Genomic DNA, 17,510 nt, shown 5'->3' with positions numbered 1-17,510 from the left:
TGTAGAGAACGGATGAGTAGCCTCAATCAAGAATGGACATTTGATTTCGGACTTGGCATACCAACAGAAGGGTATATCGGTGTATCACCTGATTCTCGATATGATGATGAAACTGGATATGGGTTTGAGGGTGATGGTCAAGTGTTTGGTCGGAATCGAATGGAACGACCGGAGGTGTCTTCAGGTAAGGAGCATCTACGACAGAGCTTTTGTATACCTATGGGGATGGACTTTGTGGTGAAGGTTCCTGATGGAATATATCGTGTTACGGTAGAGATTGGAGATGCGCTTGCAGATACGTTGACCATCATTAGGGCAGGTGAGAGTAAATCGGTACTGCCATATATATCGACCATTCGAGGGCAGTTCAAGGTGGCGATGTTCACCGTTGCTATTCATGATGGAAGATTAGTGCTTAGATTCTCAGGCGCAGCTCCACGTATCAATGTCGTGACAATCTCTCCAGCAGAAGAAACACTAACACTGTTTCTAGCTGGGGATTCGACAGTGACGGACCAACCATCAACGGGATATCCGTATGCAGGTTGGGGACAAATGCTTCCAGCACTATTCAAACATGATGTGCTCGTGGATAACCACGCGAAATCTGGGCGAAGTTCACGTAGCTTTATTGAGGAGGGGAGATTGGACGTTATTGTCGAGAAAATGAGAGCGGGGGATTTCTTCTTCATTCAATTCGGCCACAATGATGAGAAAAGTGACCCCAATCGAGGGACAGAAGCCTTTACGACATATAAGCAACATCTGAAAGTGTACATAGATGCTGCTAAGGAGAAGCAAGCTCGTCCTGTATTCATTACTCCTGTCCACAGGCGTTATTTTAATGATGACGGGGGACTTACGGACACGCATGGTGAATATATAACAGCGATGAAGGAACTGGCAGTTGAAGAGGATATACCGCTGATTGATTTGGCGGCAGAAAGTAAGATTATTTTTGAAGAAGCGGGAATAGAGGGAAGTAAACAATACTTCATGTGGACATATCCAGGTGAATATTTGAATCATCCCGGGGGTGTAGAGGATAACACACACTTCCAAGAATGGGGAGCGTTACGTCTAGCAGAACAGGTGGTAGATCAGATCTGTAAGTTAGATATTCAACCCCTGCGGATGTATTTACGCTAAACAGATGAGGGGAAGTTCAAAAAGTGAGAAAGAGGGGAAAGAACATGGCTACATTAATATTTGATGAACAGGAAATTGTTAAGGTGATAGATCGTGTAGTGGATCGAACATTTAATATGGACTTCCACTGGGACTGGCCTGGAGGTGTCGCATTCTACGGTATTTGTGAAGCCTATCAGGCAACAGGCAAGCTAGAATATTTAGAACGCTTAAAAAGTTGGGCGGATGAGAATATAGAAGATGGCTTACCGAAGTTATCAGTTAATGGGGTATCCGTCGGACATTCGATGCTAACTCTATATGAAGCGACTCAAGAGCAGAAATATCTAGACATTGCCATTGAAATGGCTGAGTTTCTAACGCATACAGCAGAACGATTCGGCGAAGGGATCTTCCAACATACAGTGAATTCAGTCCATGATGTATTCCCTGAACAGGCCTGGGTGGATACGATGTTCATGGCAGGCTATTACCTGCTTCGCATCGGATATTTAACAGGAAATAGGGCTTATATAGAAGATGGATTGAAGCAGTATCATGGACATGAGAAATATCTTCAGGACCCAGGCACGAACCTGTATTATCATGGATGGGATCATCTTGACCAGAATCATATGTCTGGTATGTACTGGGCAAGAGGGAATTCATGGGCAGCACTGACCATGTCCAAGGCCTTGAAGTTAGTCGAAGTAACGCATCCATCCTATATGATGATTGATGGTTCACTTCGGGATCAATTGAGTGCCCTTGTTCGATTACAGTCACCAGAAGGATTATGGCATACGATTCTGCAAGACGAGTCTTCTTATATTGAAGTTTCAGGCTCAGCGGGGATTGCTACAGCTATTCTAATGAGGGGGCGCTTGTATAACAAATACACGCAGAAGGCGATCGATGGCTTATTAGCACGGATTAAAGAAGATGGAACGGTCACCGAGGTGTCTGCAGGTACGGCAGTCATGAACGATATTCAAGGTTATCGTGAGGTGCCATATAATCGTATTCAGGGCTGGGGTCAAGGATTAACCTTAGCCTTTCTTGCTGAACTATTACGGACGAAGGACAATCTATACGGCTGAGAGCAGGGAGTGTTTATGATGAATCCATTAAGTGGATTACATACTGAAGGACATGGAAGTAAGCAATGGGTCATACCTGATGGGTACATACCAGAGATTAGTCAGGGGATATTACAGAGTCATGAGAGCATTTGTGTACTGAATTGCGGGAACGAAGTAGCGGAACTCCAGATTACGATTTATTTCGAGGATCGGGAACCGCTTGAGAATATTACTGAGATTGTTGAAGGGCGCCGGACTAAGCATATTAGGACAGCCTCATTACAGAGTGTAGGAGAGCATATCCCTGTAGGTGTGCCCTATGCCATTCTTGTGAAGAGTTCTATTCCTATTATCGTGCAGTACAGTCGGCTAGATTCAACGCAAGCCGAGCTAGCTCTCATGAGTGTGATGGCACATCCTATATTGTGAAATAAGAAAGACGCCTTTCGGCGTCTTAGGTGAGGGAGTTTATCCCTCCACTAGCATCATCAACAGTCATCTAATGCTAATATCACTAGCTATGGTCTCCACCGACACCAACAACTGCACAGAGTACACTTAAATCCTCACCATATCCTTATATGCTCATATTAGCTGCACAGAGTGCAGCTAATTATCGAGGATCCCCTGCTATTCACTGTTATCCACATTTTAACTGCAGCTTTTGCATCTATTTTTTTATTATCCTACTTTGCCTTCCGAATAAGTGTATCTTTTGCAACTACTCCACGGGCTTCTGCTTCCTAGCATAGGGGAAGTCCCTTTTCTAAGTGCAATTGATCCTCTCTGGGTATATTCCGATGCTTCCTGTCTCAAGCAGTGGCAACCAGTTACATGAGGCGAAAAGACTTCTCCGCTGCATCTATGGTCAGTTCGATATCTTCATCTGTATGGGCTGTTGTTAGGAACCATGCTTCGTATTTAGACGGAGCCAAATTGATGCCATGATTCAACATATGGCGAAAGAATGAGGCGAAGATTTCTCCATCTGTATCCTGAGCCTCCTCATAATTCGTAATGGGATGATTACAGAAATGAGTAGAGAAGGAACCACGAATTTGGTTAATAGTGAGTGGAATACCATGACGATCTGCCGAAGCCTGTAGACCATTAGTTAGCTTCACTGCGAGACGATTCATCTCTTCGTAGACGCCATCACCCTGTAGAACTTCTAAGCAAGCAATACCTGAAAGAATGGAAGCAGGGTTACCTGCCATCGTTCCGGCTTGATAAGCAGGCCCAAGTGGAGCGACCTGTTCCATGACATGTTTTCTACCGCCGTATGCACCAATCGGTAAACCACCACCAATGATTTTACCTAAAGCTGTAAGATCGGGTGCGATGGCCTCATGATTGTGTAAATCTGCGAAGGTCTGAGCTGATCCATAATGGAAGCGGAAAGCAGTGATGACTTCGTCATAGATCACGAGTGATCCATTATCATGAGTCATCTTGCAGAGTCCTTCTAGAAAACCATCGTGTGGCATAACCATTCCGAAGTTACCTACAATCGGCTCGACCATAACTGCGGCGACATCATCGCCCCAACGTTCGAGGGCAGCTTTAAGTCCATCTAAGTCGTTAAATGGCACAGTAATGACTTCCTGAGCGATGCTTGGTGGAATACCAGCACTGTCTGGAATACCTAGTGTGGAAGGTCCAGATCCTGCGGCTACAAGGACTAGGTCTGAATGACCGTGGTAACAGCCGGCAAATTTAATGATTTTGTTACGTTTCGTGTAAGCACGTGCTACACGAATCGTTGTCATAACCGCTTCTGTACCAGAATTAACGAACCGAACCTTATCCATAGAAGGGATAGCGTCTTTCAACATGAGTGCAAGCTGAATTTCCCATTCTGTAGGAGCGCCATACAGTACACCATTCTCTGCTGCTTTAGTTATGGCTGCGGTAATATGGGGATGAGCATGTCCAGTAATAATAGGTCCGTAAGCTGCAAGGTAATCAATATATTTATTGTCATCGACATCCCAGAAATGAGCTCCCTTAGCCCGTTTCATAAAGACAGGAGCCCCCCCTCCTACAGCTTTGAATGAGCGAGATGGGCTATTGACGCCACCTACAATATGCTGCAAAGCCTCGTTATATAAATGTTCGGATTGTGTACGTTTCATCATCTGCTAAACTTCCTTTCAATCAGTAATCGATCCAACTTGTTCTTCATCAGTTACAACTTCTACATCTGCAACAGGCGGAATTACAATGTCTTGTACATATTGCTGTAACTTCTCTAAACTTTTTACGGTAATAACAGACGCGCCACCAATTGTTTCTTCAAGGAGCATATTCATTGGAGGAATTTGTTCGCTGCCAGACATCTTGCTCTGATATCCGATGTTCGCTAGTTTCCACATATCATTGATATCCAGGTTTGTGTCAACAAATGGACTAACCTGCTCTAGAATGGATGGTAGTTTTATAATCGAAGTTGTACTTTTCATTTTATTAGCGATAGCCTTCAGGAAATCACGTTGTCGCCCTGTGCGAGTGAAGTCAGATAAGGCGTCGTGACGGAAACGGACATATTGTAACGCCATATCTCCATCGAGGTGCTGTTGCCCCTCTTTGAGATCGATATCATATTCGTGTTTATCGGCTTTACTGCTATATTTCATATTCTTTTCCACATAGAAATCAACACCGCCTATGGAATCGACCAGTTTAATAAATCCCTGAAAATCAGTATAAACATAGTATTGCACGGGAATACCCAGAAGATTGCTAACTGCTTTCATAGCTGTATTAGGACCATGCGTGATGGCCGAATTAATTCGGTCACTTCGGTGATCAGGAATATCGACATAAGTATCTCTCAAAATGGAAAAAAGATGAATTCTTTTCTGCACAGGGTCTAATGTTGCGACCATCATACTGTCTGATCGGGGGATCTCACCATCCGAAACACCTCGACCATCCACACCCATGATCAGAATACTAACGAGTTCCGTCCCTTCCCATTTGGGAGGTTCTGGTGTTGCGGCCTCGACTTGTTGCAATTGACTAAATGGAGAGACCTCTCCCTCTTTTTGCAATCCTTCTAGACCATTGTAGATAGATGTGAAATAATATACAGCATAACTGATCACTGCAATTATAAGTATAGCAAGAACCCACCAAATGGTTCTTTTCGTTTTCTTTGACATCAAGCTTCTTCCTTTCACAACTCTCGGTAATAAATGCAACTTTCGACAAGATCGGATTCAGTTCCACTATATTATAGTTATTATTGCGGATACAATCAATTTAAAAGAGTACAAGTAGAATAATGATAGATGAAGGGGAAGATGATATATGGAATTATTGGAAATAGGATGCGTAGTGCCAGAATTTACACTGATGGCTTCAAATGGAGAAACAGTGTCACTTAGTGACTTTCGCGGACGCCAGGTTGTGCTATATTTTTATCCGAAGAATATGACGCCTACTTGTACGCAGGAAGCTTGCGACTTTCGAGATGCTAATACTGCTATTGAAGAGCTAGATGCAGTCATTCTTGGAATCAGCCCAGATGACTTGAAGTCGCATCAGAAGTTTGTAGAGCGTCATCAACTTTCATTTCTTTTATTATCGGATACGGATCACGTTGTTAGCGAAAAATACGGTGTGTGGCAGCTTAAGAAAATGTTTGGGAAAGAGTATATGGGCATTGTACGCTCTACTTTTCTTATTAATGCAGAAGGAATACTTGTGAGGCAATGGCGTAAGGTTAAAGTAGCTGGACATACGGAAGAAATATTGACACTATTACAATCCGAACAATAATTAGTATTAAATGTATGATTGGAGATCGACTGACATGCCTGTATGGCAGCAGTGATCTGCTGTTATATGTAAAGAAATCCAGCATCTTAGGGAACTAAGATGCTGGATTTTTGATCATATATGTTACAAGGGGGAACACACCACTTCATCCACAATTCCATAGGATTTAGCTTCTTCAGCAGATAAGTAATAGTCTCGTTCCATATCCATTCTTATCTTTTCTAAGGATTGACCAGTCTTTTCAGCATATAAATAATTCAATTGATCCTTTATTTTTAGAATACGTCGTGCGGTTATTTCAATGTCTGTTGCTTGACCTTGTGCTCCGCCCAAAGGTTGATGAATCATAATTTCACTGTGCTGTAATGCAAGTCGTTTACCTTTATGTCCAGCTAAGAGCAGTAATGATGCAGCGGAAGCGGCAAGTCCTGTGCATATAGTTCTGACTTCAGGTTTGATAAATTGCATCGTATCATATACTGCGAAGGCAGCTGTAACGGAACCACCAGGACTGTTAATGTACAGAGAAATGTCTTTGTCAGGATCATCTGCTGCTAGAAAAAGAAGCTGTGCAACAATGCTGTTGGCCGTAGTGTCGTTAATCTCCGATCCTAGAAATACAATGCGATCTTTCAGTAGACGAGAATAAATATCATATGATCTCTCTCCGTGAGAGGTCTGCTCAACAACATAAGGTATAATACTCATTTTGGATCCTCCTAAAATTTTTGCGTAGCAAAAATACTTCGAAAGCATAAGCTTAGCTTTTTGAAGAAAAACTCTCTTCGTAAGCATGGGTGTTAAAGTTTTTTGAAGAAAAACTAACATCGTAAGCATAAGCCTAAATTTTTGCGTAGCAAAAATTTAGGCTGCCATTTGGATTGGCGATAATGATTGAAACTTTATGCAGACCGGTGAACGGGATTCTTTGTTTACACGTTTCTGTATGGTTGGTTCACTAATGGCAATAATCAGTTCTTCTAGAACGGTAGGACTCTCATATTTAACAGCTTGGAGCAGTCGATCTTTAAACCAATCTTGAGAAATGTTGAGCCAGTGGTGACTAAAGTCTCCGGGATGGTCTTGGGATTTCTGGCGAGCCCGATACAAGAGTGCTTTGACTGCTGTTTCCTTGATCTGTAGTCTAATTGCGATCTCAGACAATGAATACATGAAGCCTTCCTTCATAACGAACGCTAACAGTTGCTTGGGAGTTAACCTCTCCATTAGCTGTTCCAACCCTTCTTGAAGATCTTCAGAGCTCTGATCTTCATGGCCACATTCATCTATTGGCCCTAGCTGTAACTTAGACTTTTTGCGCAACTCGTCAATCCATGAATTTTGCGCAATGGTACGCAGTAGGGGCATGGTGATATTGGGTTCGCATTTAGACGCATAGAAGGATAATGTCTTAGCGAGGGTCTCTTGTGTTAAATCGTCAGCGTCCCAACGATTATTAGTGATGGAGAGACAGTGTATTTGCAATATTGTATATAGATCTTCACATTGTGTCTTTAGTTCAATTTGTGTTTCAATTTTTTTTTGGATTAACATGTTAATCACTCCTTCAAGGCCTATATGTATATAACGTATGAGAAGGGTGGAAAGATACGCCCTCGATTTATTTATAATAAAATAAAGTGAAAAGGAGCCTTACATATATACCGTGTAAGGCTCCTTTAGTATGTGCAAAGTTTATGATGAACGTTTAACTTTATTCTTGCTTTCTTTAACAAACACAGCGTTTCTCACTTTTTCACGGAAGCGATAGATGATCAACACTAGTACGATAATACCGAGTGCTAAGAAGATCCAAAGAGAATATAACTCTACTAAATGGAACACGACGGACCATTGTGGACCGAATATCTTACCGAGACCAAGAAAGAGAATGACCCAGAATAGTGCGCCGCTATAGGCATAAAAGGCAAACTTACGAAAGGGGAGAGCATTCAATCCAGAGAAATACCCAGTGAAATGTCGTACACCTGGAATAAAGTAGCCGATAAAGATCAGAGCATGTCCGTATTTGCTAAACCATATTCTCGTTTTTTCTAATTTGTGAGGAGATAGGAACAACCACTTCCCAAATTTATTTATAAAAGGTAGTCCCGCCTTTAGACCAATGAAATAAGTGATGGTTATACCGATAGTCGTACCCAGAAAGGATAGAATTAGAAGCCATCCGAAATGGAGCGTACCCAGATAGGAAAGATAACCTGCGTAGGCCATCGTTGTTTCCCCAGGAAAGGGAAGAGCGATGAATTCTAATAATAAGCCTATGAACAAAACTAGATAACCATGTTCCTCGAAAAGAAGATGAACCCAACGAAGTAATTCCAAAATACTCACTCCTATATAAATTGCTACGATATATAAATACTCTAGTCTTTTATTATAAACTCCGCCATATAATCTATCAGAATAGTTCATTTCATAGAAACGGTGGAGGTTGAATGTATGATTAAACGATGGTTAATACTTCACAAACACAAAATTCGTGTCACGCTCATGATGATATTAATGTCTGTGGTGGTCTTGTCAGTGCAGATGCAGCAAGATCATGTCCTACCAATTGATATAACGTTTGCAGATAATAAAAGTTCGTTAACCTCATTACCTAAGGTGCTATCAACAACATTACTAGATCATAATGATATAAATGAAGGTGTGTCCAGTACTCAAACGATAGAGCTACTGTCTTCAACAAAGAATAAGGCTGAAACGTCACTACCAGCGAAAACAGTGTATCTTACATTTGACGATGGACCAAGTAAACTTACAGGTAAAGTGCTTGATATTTTAGAAGAATCCAATATTAAGGCTACATTTTTTGTATTAGGTCAACAAGTCCATCGCTATCCTGAATTCATTACGAGAATAACGGAAGAAGGACATGCCTTAGGCAATCATACGTATAATCACAATTACGAAGAGCTATATAAGGGATTCTCTCCATTTTGGAACCAAATCAAACAAACCGAAGATGAGATTAGCCTCATAACAGGTTTCAGACCTTCCTTAGTAAGGGCACCTGGAGGAACAGCAGGACATTTTGATGATACCTATTTTACTCTATTGAAGCAAGGTGGTTATCAGGTTGTAGATTGGAATGTGGATAGTGGTGATTCGAAGCGAAGAGGTGTTCCAGCCCAAGAAATTATCAAGGGTGCGACGACAGACATTTCTAGTGATGAGATTATTGTATTGATGCATGATGGCAGTGGGCATGAAGAGACCGTGAAGGCACTTCCTGAAATTATTGCGTACTATCGAGATAAAGGATATAAATTTGATATTCTAACTCCGGAGCTTGAGCCGGTTCAATTTAAAGTGACTGAGCGTGCTCGCGCTCTTAAGCGTCAACAACCTAGTCAAGAGTGGACTGCAACCAATGTTGCGCCTAATTCAGCGCTTTTCACTAAAGGGAAACGGTTGGTGCTGGAGATAGATAGAATGGAGACGGATTTCAAATATGGGGAGTATCGGCTGACTGAAGGAAGAATGATGGTTCCGCTTCGAGCAACGATGGAGAAGTTAGGAGTTAAGGTGGAATGGGACAGCGAGAATAAAGTAGTTAGGATGAACAAGGGGACGGAATCCATTCAAATGAATGTGGTGACAGGTCATTTGATCAGCACTAATCGTATAATGAATCAGGTCGAAAGGACAATGAATGTACCTGTACAGTTAAGTGGAGATACTCTGTGGGTTCCACTTCGTGAATTACTTCAGGTTACAGGATATGCGCAGATCGCAGTTAGTACGAATAAAGTTGAATGGCGAGTAACAACAATAGACAACAAGAGAACAGCTCAACATCGTAATCTATGAAAATAATGCAATGAATGTCTACGATCCTTCTTTCATGGAAATAATAGTGATAGATTTCTTGGAAATCAATCCATGAGGTGAAGAGAGGTTATCATATTGTCTACTCCATTTATAAATCGCAAAGATATTGCGCCAGAGCTATTAAATAGAATGATCTCAAGAGTAAGTACGGTTATGGTAGGTAAAGAATCTGAGATCCGCCTTGTGCTGATATCGATGTTAAGTGGTGGGCATGTCCTTTTAGAAGATGTACCTGGTGTTGGTAAAACGATGTTAGTTCGAGCTATTGCCGCCTGCATGGGGGGATCTTTTGGACGTATTCAATTCACATATGACCTTATGCCTTCAGATATTACAGGTATTTCAGTATATCATCCTAAAAGTGGTCATTTCGAATTTAGACCAGGGCCCATCCTGTCTAATGTAGTGTTAGCGGATGAGATTAACCGTGCATCTCCACGGACACAATCGGCTCTACTAGAATCGATGGAGGAGAAAAAAGTGACCGTTGATGGTACTACTTATCCATTACCGCGACCATTCTTTTTAATGGCAACTCAGAATCCACTTCAATTTGAAGGGACATATCGGTTACCCGAAGCACAACTTGATCGCTTTCTTATGCGGCTTAGTCTAGGATATCCAAGCCCTGAGCAGGAGTTGGATCTATTATCACGGATGCAGATGAATCATCCGCTGGAGCGGGTGAAACCTGTCATTATGGTTGAAGAGATGGAAGCGATGCAGCGGGAAGTGAGAACTGTATTTGTAGATGATTCTATCAAACAATTGCTAGTATCTATAGCGGATGCTTCTCGTAGACATTCCAAACTGAAGCTTGGGATCAGTCCACGAGGAACGTTGGCTTGGATGTTAGCATCACAAGCTACAGCCTATATGAATGGAAGAATGTATGTAACGCCAGATGATATTAAAGAGACTGCCATTGCTGTGCTTGCCCATCGCATCATAGTTCATCCGCAGAGCCTAATGGGGGGCAATACGGGGGAAGAGATTGTATTGGAGCTACTATCTAGAATCAGTATGTCTGCGCATCGAAGCCGGCGTGGGAGCCAACTATGAAAGACAAGCTACGTGAATGGACGATTGTTGCTGCGTGGTCGGGAGCATTAGTAGCGTTATTTGTATGGTACGGAGGGGCATCGGTGTGGTTCTTGATCATGTTGAGCGCGACCTTTATATTGGTTGGCCTTGGCTTTCAACTGTTCGGTGCCCATCATATTGAGATACAACGACATATTAATCCGAGACGACCAACGGTAGGAACAGAAGTTGAAGTAGAGGTGAACATTCGATTTCGATCGATACTTCCTCTCCCATGGATGAGTGTCACTGATTATTTCACTGAAGGAAGTTATAGTAGTCTGTTATTTCCAGGTTGGCGCAGATCCTTTACCTATACGTATTATCTACACAATATTCCAAGAGGAATGTTCACTTTTCAAAGCTATCAGGTAGAATGGGGTGGGTTATTTCGTTATTTCAAGAACAGTCATATATTACATTATGAAGATAATATCGTTGTATTCCCTTCACCTACAGTCATTTCTTTGGAAGAAGGATGGACAAGCAAGGATGTCAGGGAAGGTGATCTTGAGGGATATCAGCAACGCCGACCGATGAGTCATTGGGGGCAAGAAGTTCGTGATTATACCGTGGGAGATCCACTGAGTAGAGTTCATTGGAAAAGTTCAGCTCGACTCGGAAGGTTGCAGATTCGGCTTCCTGAGGACGAAGTGGATCATGAGCTATGTATCATTCTAGATCAGTCACCAGAGAGTTATAGGATGACTGAATCTGGAAAAGAAGGTGGTGAGGATGTGGTGAGAGAGTCATTTGAATGGGCGATATCCGTCGCTACGGGTCTACTTCAGACTGCCAATGAAGAGCGTATTCCAGTCGAGTTGCTTAACGGAAGCAGGTTCCCTTCTACCCAGACCTCCTCATCCATCTCTCACCTAGCTACTCTTGCCGTTATAGATCTAGATGGAACAAGCAGAATATCTCATCTGATAGAGGAACAGGCGGCTCAGTTACGTCTTGGAACTAGACTTACTGTCGTTACTGGACGATTAGATCAGGAGCTTGCTCGGTCAGTAGCAAGAATTCAACATAAAGGACTGCAATTAGATATTTATTCTGTCCAATCTCCTACTTCGCTAGCAAATCTCAAGGAAACAGAAGCGGAACGAATAAGACAAGATATGCTTGCTAATTCACTCATCTGTCTTGGAGTTAGGTTGTTTAGGTTAAATGTTGCTTCTTCAGGGATGAAATATACTGTGGATGCTGTTTCAAGTAGGGGGGTGACAAGCCATGATAATTCCTATACAGAGCACAGACAACGTTATATATAATCCGATGGGGGTAGCTCCTCACAGAACGAATGACTCTCTTCAAAAGTCTCGAAAAGGGGATACACTTCTATATCGAATGTTGCTAACGATACCGCTTGCCGGTCTGTTTACGGAATGGTTATATCCTCTTCAATCCATTTATAATGGATCTTTAAGTGTTTCGTTAATAAGTGTATTGTATGGTCTCACAGCATGCATGTTACTTGTGGGGATGTTTCGTTGGAAGCTACTTATAAGTATTCCATTGCATCTAATGCTAACGATTGGGTCATGGGTATTTCTTATTAAAGAAGATAGTGGGCTTGAATCTTTCTTATCCTATGGGGCGGTTGTACAGCAGGATATAATGACCGTCATACAGAAATGGGACCTTTCGACAGTTAGTGCTGAGACCCGAACATTGATCCTTATTATAGGATGGGGTCTGCTAGTTGCGACGGTACAATCACTAGCTCTTGATCGATCAAGCATAGGGCTGTTTGCTTTGGCTACTGTAATCTATCTATTGTGTCTAGAAGCAGTGCTTGGATTAGATGTGTATGCAGATATTATCCGTTCTGCTTTCCTGCTTATGGTTGTTGTTGGGGGCCTATCCTTATCCAGACATCGTGAACAAGCATCACAAGTATATGCACTTCGTAATCGGCGTTATGTTGGCTGGTTTGTTTCTGTTTGTATAGTAACTGGAGTTGCCGTGGGTGTAGCTTGGTTGGGGGGGAGAATGATCACGGTTAGTCCTGCTCAGACAAAGGTTGTTCAATCTGTAGTGACGACATTAGAGGAATGGTCAGGCGCGGCGATGAATCAAATGAATTCAAAGTCAGCTGTGACAGGTTATGGTGCAGGGGAGGGTGATATGGGTGTACCTCTCAAACTTTCAAATGAAATTGTATTTACAGCAGAGTCACCCATCCCGTCTTATTGGAGAGGGGAATCCTTTGGATATTATGATGGACGCCGTTGGGCTGAGCCACAGGTGTACTTCTATGCGATTGATATGAAAGCACAATTGCGAAAAAGTGCCTCATCGGAAGAGGGAAAGACAGAACGCATCGTTCAGACCATAAGATTTAATCCATCCATGACAGGTGAAAGTCCTCTGTTTAGTGGAGGAATAATAGAGCGAATTCTAAATGTCACGACTATGAGCGGAGAAAGACCAGCGTATTTGTTACATGATGACATGTCGGGTACGATCAAATACTCAGCAGCCACCGGATCAAGTCCCGTAACGAGTTATCAGATGGAAGTCGTACCTTCAGTCATTAATGCCAATTCATTACGTAAAAGCACTGGTTCTGATCCCGAGCCAATATCTCAGCGTTATTTGCAATTGCCAGAACAATTACCTTTACGCATTAAAGAACTAGGTGAAGAAATAACCCTTAACACGGTCAATCGATATGATAGGGTACTCGCAGTTCAGTCTTTTTTGCAGAATAACTATAAGTATTCTCTAGATACTAACGTACCTCCGGCGAATCAGGATTTCGTTGATCATTTCTTGTTCCAGACGAAGATAGGATATTGTAATCACTTCTCCACATCGATGGTTATTCTTCTTCGGAGTCAAGGTATTCCATCACGACTAGTGAAAGGGTATGCGCCTGGGACGCTAGAGAGTGGCAGTCAAAGTACATATGTTGTTAAATCTCTGAATGCTCATTCATGGGTAGAGGTATATTTCCCTCAAATGGGATGGATACCATTCGATCCAACTCCGGGATTCTCTATTCAGGAAGGGAACTCAGAACCTCCGACAATAGCTAAGCATGATACCAAAGGTGATAGTATAAGGGAATCGGTAGTTGATTTCTATACGAACACCATTCATTTCGTAGGCAAGAAATTACTGAAGGCAGGAAAGATTATAGCTGAATCAAGGTATCAGATTCTAGGATTGATTTGTGCGACAATGTTAATAATAGCGTCTGTGTGGAGTGTTTGGAGGAGTCGTCGAACTCTATTTCTATGGCGTCTACGATTTATTACTCGAAGCACGTTTCCGCAGAAAGCACAGTTGTTGAAGGCAGCTTGGGTCGTATGGGACGAGGTCGGACGACGATTCGGACCTATCCCTATGGGGGTAACAGTAAGAGAGTATATCCATTCTCTTAAGGAAGAAGATTTGCAGGAAGAATTACTGCAGTTTGTTGAACAATGGGAAGGAATCGCTTATGATGAAACATTCCTTAATCGTGCACATAGTATCATCTTTTTACAACGATGCTCACAACTGGCTCAATCACTGTATAATTAACTGTTCTAACTTTCTTGACGGTATGATTTATCGTTGCGTATAATTAACATCAATGAATTGAGGGAGGCACATAATGAATAAACCAAATGAAATGATTGTAGTCCTAGATTTCGGGGGGCAATATAATCAGTTAATAGCACGCCGCATCCGTGACATGGGTGTATATAGTGAGTTGTTACCGTATAACACGCCAATAGAGAAGATTCGTGAACTTTCTCCGAAAGGAATCGTATTCTCTGGTGGACCTTCTAGTGTTTATGAAGAGAATGCACCACATGTAGATCCTGCTATTTATGATCTGAACTTGCCGATCTTTGGTATTTGCTACGGTATGCAGCTTATGGCGCATCAGTTGGATGGAAAAGTAGAACGTTCGTCTAAGCGGGAATATGGAAAAGCAGATTTACTATTTGAAAAAGAGACTAAGTTTCTAAAAGGTTTGGAACTGAAGCAGACGGTATGGATGAGTCATGGTGACCACGTTGTGGAACTTCCTGATGGCTTCCAATTGGATGCAGGTACTGAATCTGCACCTATAGCTGCAATGAGTAATGTTGAGAAGAGTTTATACGCAGTACAGTTCCATCCAGAAGTTCAACATACTGTACACGGTAATGAGATGATTCGTAACTTCTTATTTGAAGTATGTCAATGTGAAGGTAAATGGACAATGGAATCCTTTATCGAGGAAACGATTGCGGATATTCGCAGACAAGTTGGTAAAGAGAAAGTGCTATGCGCATTATCTGGTGGCGTCGATTCTTCCGTTGTTGCGATTCTATTGCATAAAGCAATTGGTGATCAATTAACTTGTATGTTCATCGATCATGGTCTACTTCGTAAAGGTGAAGCCGAAAGCGTAATGGAAACATTTGTGGGCAAATTCGATATGAAGGTTGTAAAAATCGATGCTCAAGAGCGCTTCTTAGGTAAACTGAAAGGCATAGATGATCCTGAGCAAAAACGTAAAATTATTGGTAATGAATTTATTTACGTATTCCAGGAGGAGTCAGATAAATTTGATGACTTCAAATATTTAGCTCAAGGTACTCTTTATACAGATATCGTAGAGAGTGGCACAGCTACTGCACAAACGATCAAATCACATCATAATGTCGGTGGATTACCTGATGATATTAAGTTTGAGCTGGTAGAACCATTAAGTGCATTGTTCAAGGATGAAGTACGTAAAGTCGGTAAAGAATGTGGATTGCCAGAAGAAATCGTATGGCGTCAACCATTCCCAGGTCCTGGTCTTGCGATTCGTGTCCTTGGAGAAGTAACAGATGAGAAATTGAAAATAGTTCGTGATTCCGATTGGATTCTGCGTGAGGAAATTGCTAAAGCGGGATTAGATCGTGAAATTTGGCAGTATTTTACGGCCCTTCCTAACATGAAGAGCGTAGGCGTCATGGGCGATGCTCGTACCTATTCCTATACTGTCGGCATTCGTGCGGTTACTTCAATCGACGGCATGACAGCGGATTGGGCTCGTATACCATGGGATATTCTTGAGAAAATCTCAGTACGTATCGTGAATGAAGTGGATAATGTTAACAGAATTGTGTATGACATTACATCTAAGCCACCAGCGACGATTGAGTGGGAGTAGAAAGTTAATACCGATGAGATTAATCGCCTTTAAACCCTTGATGCATAAGGGTTTGTGGCATTAGCATTGGTGATGTTCCACGTACACCTGCAACAATTGAGTGCAAAAAATTACTCTCTTTTATTTGCGTTATTTAGCGAATAGAAGGGGGTATTTTTTATGACCAAAATAAATGAACTAATCGAGGATTTTAGGCTAAACCAAGAGATACAAGGTAGGAAGAAGGAGTATATCAATATTTGTTTGTATCGATTGAATAGATGGGGGAAATTCACAGTTGAAGTATTAGGTGTAAATGAAGCTGAAGACGTTACTCCACTACATATCAAAAGATACATTCAAGAACGTCAACGTGTAGGAAGAGAAGTAAACAGAACAATTAATAATAATTTAGCGACTATGAAAGTATTTTATCAATATCTTGTTGATGAAGAATTTATTGATGAACAAGAAAATCCAATGAGAAGGATTAAAAATCTCAAGGAAGAGAAAACAATCATTGTCACATTTAATGACGATGAAGTATCACGTATAATAAATGATCTCAAAGAAGAAACGTATTCCAATGTTCGTGACAAGCTGATCCTTATCATGCTCTTTGACACTGGTATAAGGGTCTCTGAGCTATGTGACATTAAAATTAGTGATATAGCTAGGAGACATATTCTGATTCATGGGAAAGGTTCTAAACAGCGTTTGGTGTACATCAGCAATATCATGCGTAAGTACATGAGAAGATTCGAGGTATTAAAGCTGGAACGATTCAAAAAAAGACAGCAGGACGAAATTGAGGATTACTATTTCCTAGATCAATTAGCTGTAAGATTGTCCCGCTCCCGTATTAATAAGATTTTGAAAGAACATTGCAATAATGCTGGTGTGAGAAAAGAAGTCCGATGCTCTCCACATGATTGTCGTCATTACTTCGCACAGAAGCAGTTGAGAAATGGAATCGACATTTACAGTTTGAGTAGACTAATGGGGCATTTCGATACACAGATTACTTCGAAATATCTAAGGGGATTGGAGCAAGACGACATACTTGAGATAGGACGTGTCCATAGTCCATTAAAAGAGTTGAAGATAAAACAGAATATAAACAAGGATAATTAAACTTAATATTGATGGATACCAGTACGTTGGTAAATACTTTAGTCATGAAAATGATTGGTGTATACCATTCTTTATCATAAATAGGTGAAGGGGATTAATTGCATGCCCCTGAGAGACTCTATTTCGGGCTTTAAGCGTCTACATCTACTTGGCTTACACTTTATCTAATAGAGTGTAATAATGCGTAAGGGATAAGATTGAAGCCTTTAAAATGACAATATGAGTTAACAAACAACCTTTATCATGATGGTAGGGGTATTTTAATAATACATTTATTTTTTCGATGCTAGGAGTGTCTCAGAACAGTTAGATTTGTAAGT

General features: G+C 41.5%; 15 protein-coding genes. 10 read left to right on the top strand and 5 right to left on the bottom strand.

Annotated elements, in window-relative coordinates:
* The first annotated feature begins 12 nt into the window (after positions 1-12).
* From AC1TO8_RS20955 to AC1TO8_RS20945, 3 genes are read left to right on the top strand one after another with little or no spacing between them, the layout of a single operon-like run.
* On the top strand, positions 13-1,149 hold the full coding sequence (locus AC1TO8_RS20955) for a rhamnogalacturonan acetylesterase (protein ID WP_482057568.1): 1,137 nt from the start codon (positions 13-15) through the stop codon (positions 1,147-1,149).
* A 44-nt stretch (positions 1,150-1,193) separates the two neighbouring features.
* Positions 1,194-2,228, top strand: coding sequence for a glycoside hydrolase family 88/105 protein (locus AC1TO8_RS20950; protein ID WP_482057567.1), 1,035 nt, complete (start codon positions 1,194-1,196; stop codon positions 2,226-2,228).
* A gap of 15 nt (positions 2,229-2,243) precedes the next feature.
* Positions 2,244-2,639 carry a sensory rhodopsin transducer gene (locus tag AC1TO8_RS20945; protein ID WP_482057566.1) on the top strand — a complete coding sequence of 132 codons (396 nt, stop codon included), beginning with the start codon at positions 2,244-2,246 and terminating at the stop codon, positions 2,637-2,639.
* A gap of 401 nt (positions 2,640-3,040) precedes the next feature.
* Here AC1TO8_RS20945 and AC1TO8_RS20940 read toward each other — a convergent pair whose 3' ends face one another.
* Together AC1TO8_RS20940 and AC1TO8_RS20935 are read right to left on the bottom strand one after the other, a co-directional pair.
* Entirely contained in the window at positions 3,041-4,345 is a 1,305-nt protein-coding gene (locus tag AC1TO8_RS20940) for a glutamate-1-semialdehyde 2,1-aminomutase (RefSeq protein ID WP_482057606.1), read from the bottom strand.
* An 18-nt stretch (positions 4,346-4,363) separates the two neighbouring features.
* Positions 4,364-5,374 carry an LCP family protein gene (locus tag AC1TO8_RS20935; protein WP_482057565.1) on the bottom strand — a complete coding sequence of 337 codons (1,011 nt, stop codon included), beginning with the start codon at positions 5,372-5,374 and terminating at the stop codon, positions 4,364-4,366.
* Between the two features lie 148 nt (positions 5,375-5,522).
* On the opposite strand from AC1TO8_RS20935, the gene bcp reads away from it, so the two are divergent.
* Positions 5,523-5,993, top strand: coding sequence for a thioredoxin-dependent thiol peroxidase (gene bcp / locus AC1TO8_RS20930; RefSeq protein ID WP_482057564.1), 471 nt, complete (start codon positions 5,523-5,525; stop codon positions 5,991-5,993).
* 123 nt (positions 5,994-6,116) lie between these two features.
* On the opposite strand, the gene clpP is transcribed toward bcp, so the two are convergent.
* The 3 genes from clpP to AC1TO8_RS20915 all read right to left on the bottom strand — a co-directional run bounded on the left by clpP (position 6,117) and on the right by AC1TO8_RS20915 (position 8,336).
* Entirely contained in the window at positions 6,117-6,701 is a 585-nt protein-coding gene (gene clpP / locus AC1TO8_RS20925; RefSeq protein WP_482057563.1) for an ATP-dependent Clp endopeptidase proteolytic subunit ClpP, read from the bottom strand.
* A gap of 156 nt (positions 6,702-6,857) precedes the next feature.
* Entirely contained in the window at positions 6,858-7,547 is a 690-nt protein-coding gene (locus tag AC1TO8_RS20920) for a sigma-70 family RNA polymerase sigma factor (RefSeq protein ID WP_482057562.1), read from the bottom strand.
* 141 nt (positions 7,548-7,688) lie between these two features.
* Entirely contained in the window at positions 7,689-8,336 is a 648-nt protein-coding gene (locus AC1TO8_RS20915; protein ID WP_482057561.1) for a DedA family protein, read from the bottom strand.
* Positions 8,337-8,453: 117 nt separating this feature from the next.
* Here AC1TO8_RS20915 and AC1TO8_RS20910 point away from each other — a divergent pair, with 117 nt between their 5' ends.
* The 6 genes from AC1TO8_RS20910 (at position 8,454) to AC1TO8_RS20885 (ending at position 17,190) form a co-directional block, all read left to right on the top strand.
* Positions 8,454-9,827 carry a polysaccharide deacetylase gene (locus tag AC1TO8_RS20910; protein ID WP_482057560.1) on the top strand — a complete coding sequence of 458 codons (1,374 nt, stop codon included), beginning with the start codon at positions 8,454-8,456 and terminating at the stop codon, positions 9,825-9,827.
* Between the two features lie 150 nt (positions 9,828-9,977).
* Positions 9,978-10,910, top strand: coding sequence for an AAA family ATPase (locus AC1TO8_RS20905; RefSeq protein ID WP_482057605.1), 933 nt, complete (start codon positions 9,978-9,980; stop codon positions 10,908-10,910).
* On the top strand, positions 10,907-12,205 hold the full coding sequence (locus AC1TO8_RS20900; RefSeq protein ID WP_482057559.1) for a DUF58 domain-containing protein: 1,299 nt from the start codon (positions 10,907-10,909) through the stop codon (positions 12,203-12,205). Before AC1TO8_RS20905 ends, AC1TO8_RS20900 begins: the two co-directional genes overlap by 4 nt.
* Positions 12,165-14,465: a transglutaminase TgpA family protein gene (locus tag AC1TO8_RS20895; protein WP_482057558.1), complete on the top strand. Its 2,301-nt coding sequence runs from the start codon at positions 12,165-12,167 to the stop codon at positions 14,463-14,465. Before AC1TO8_RS20900 ends, AC1TO8_RS20895 begins: the two co-directional genes overlap by 41 nt.
* Positions 14,466-14,538: 73 nt before the next feature.
* A complete protein-coding gene (gene guaA / locus AC1TO8_RS20890; protein WP_482057557.1) occupies positions 14,539-16,077 on the top strand; it encodes a glutamine-hydrolyzing GMP synthase in 1,539 nt (512 codons plus the stop codon).
* 159 nt (positions 16,078-16,236) lie between these two features.
* Positions 16,237-17,190 carry a tyrosine-type recombinase/integrase gene (locus AC1TO8_RS20885; protein ID WP_482057556.1) on the top strand — a complete coding sequence of 318 codons (954 nt, stop codon included), beginning with the start codon at positions 16,237-16,239 and terminating at the stop codon, positions 17,188-17,190.
* Positions 17,191-17,510 lie beyond the last annotated feature (320 nt).

The organism is Paenibacillus sp. Y859 (assembly GCF_056786405.1).
The sequence above is the reverse complement of the archived record's forward strand: the minus strand, read 5'-3'. Positions and strand labels throughout refer to the sequence as shown.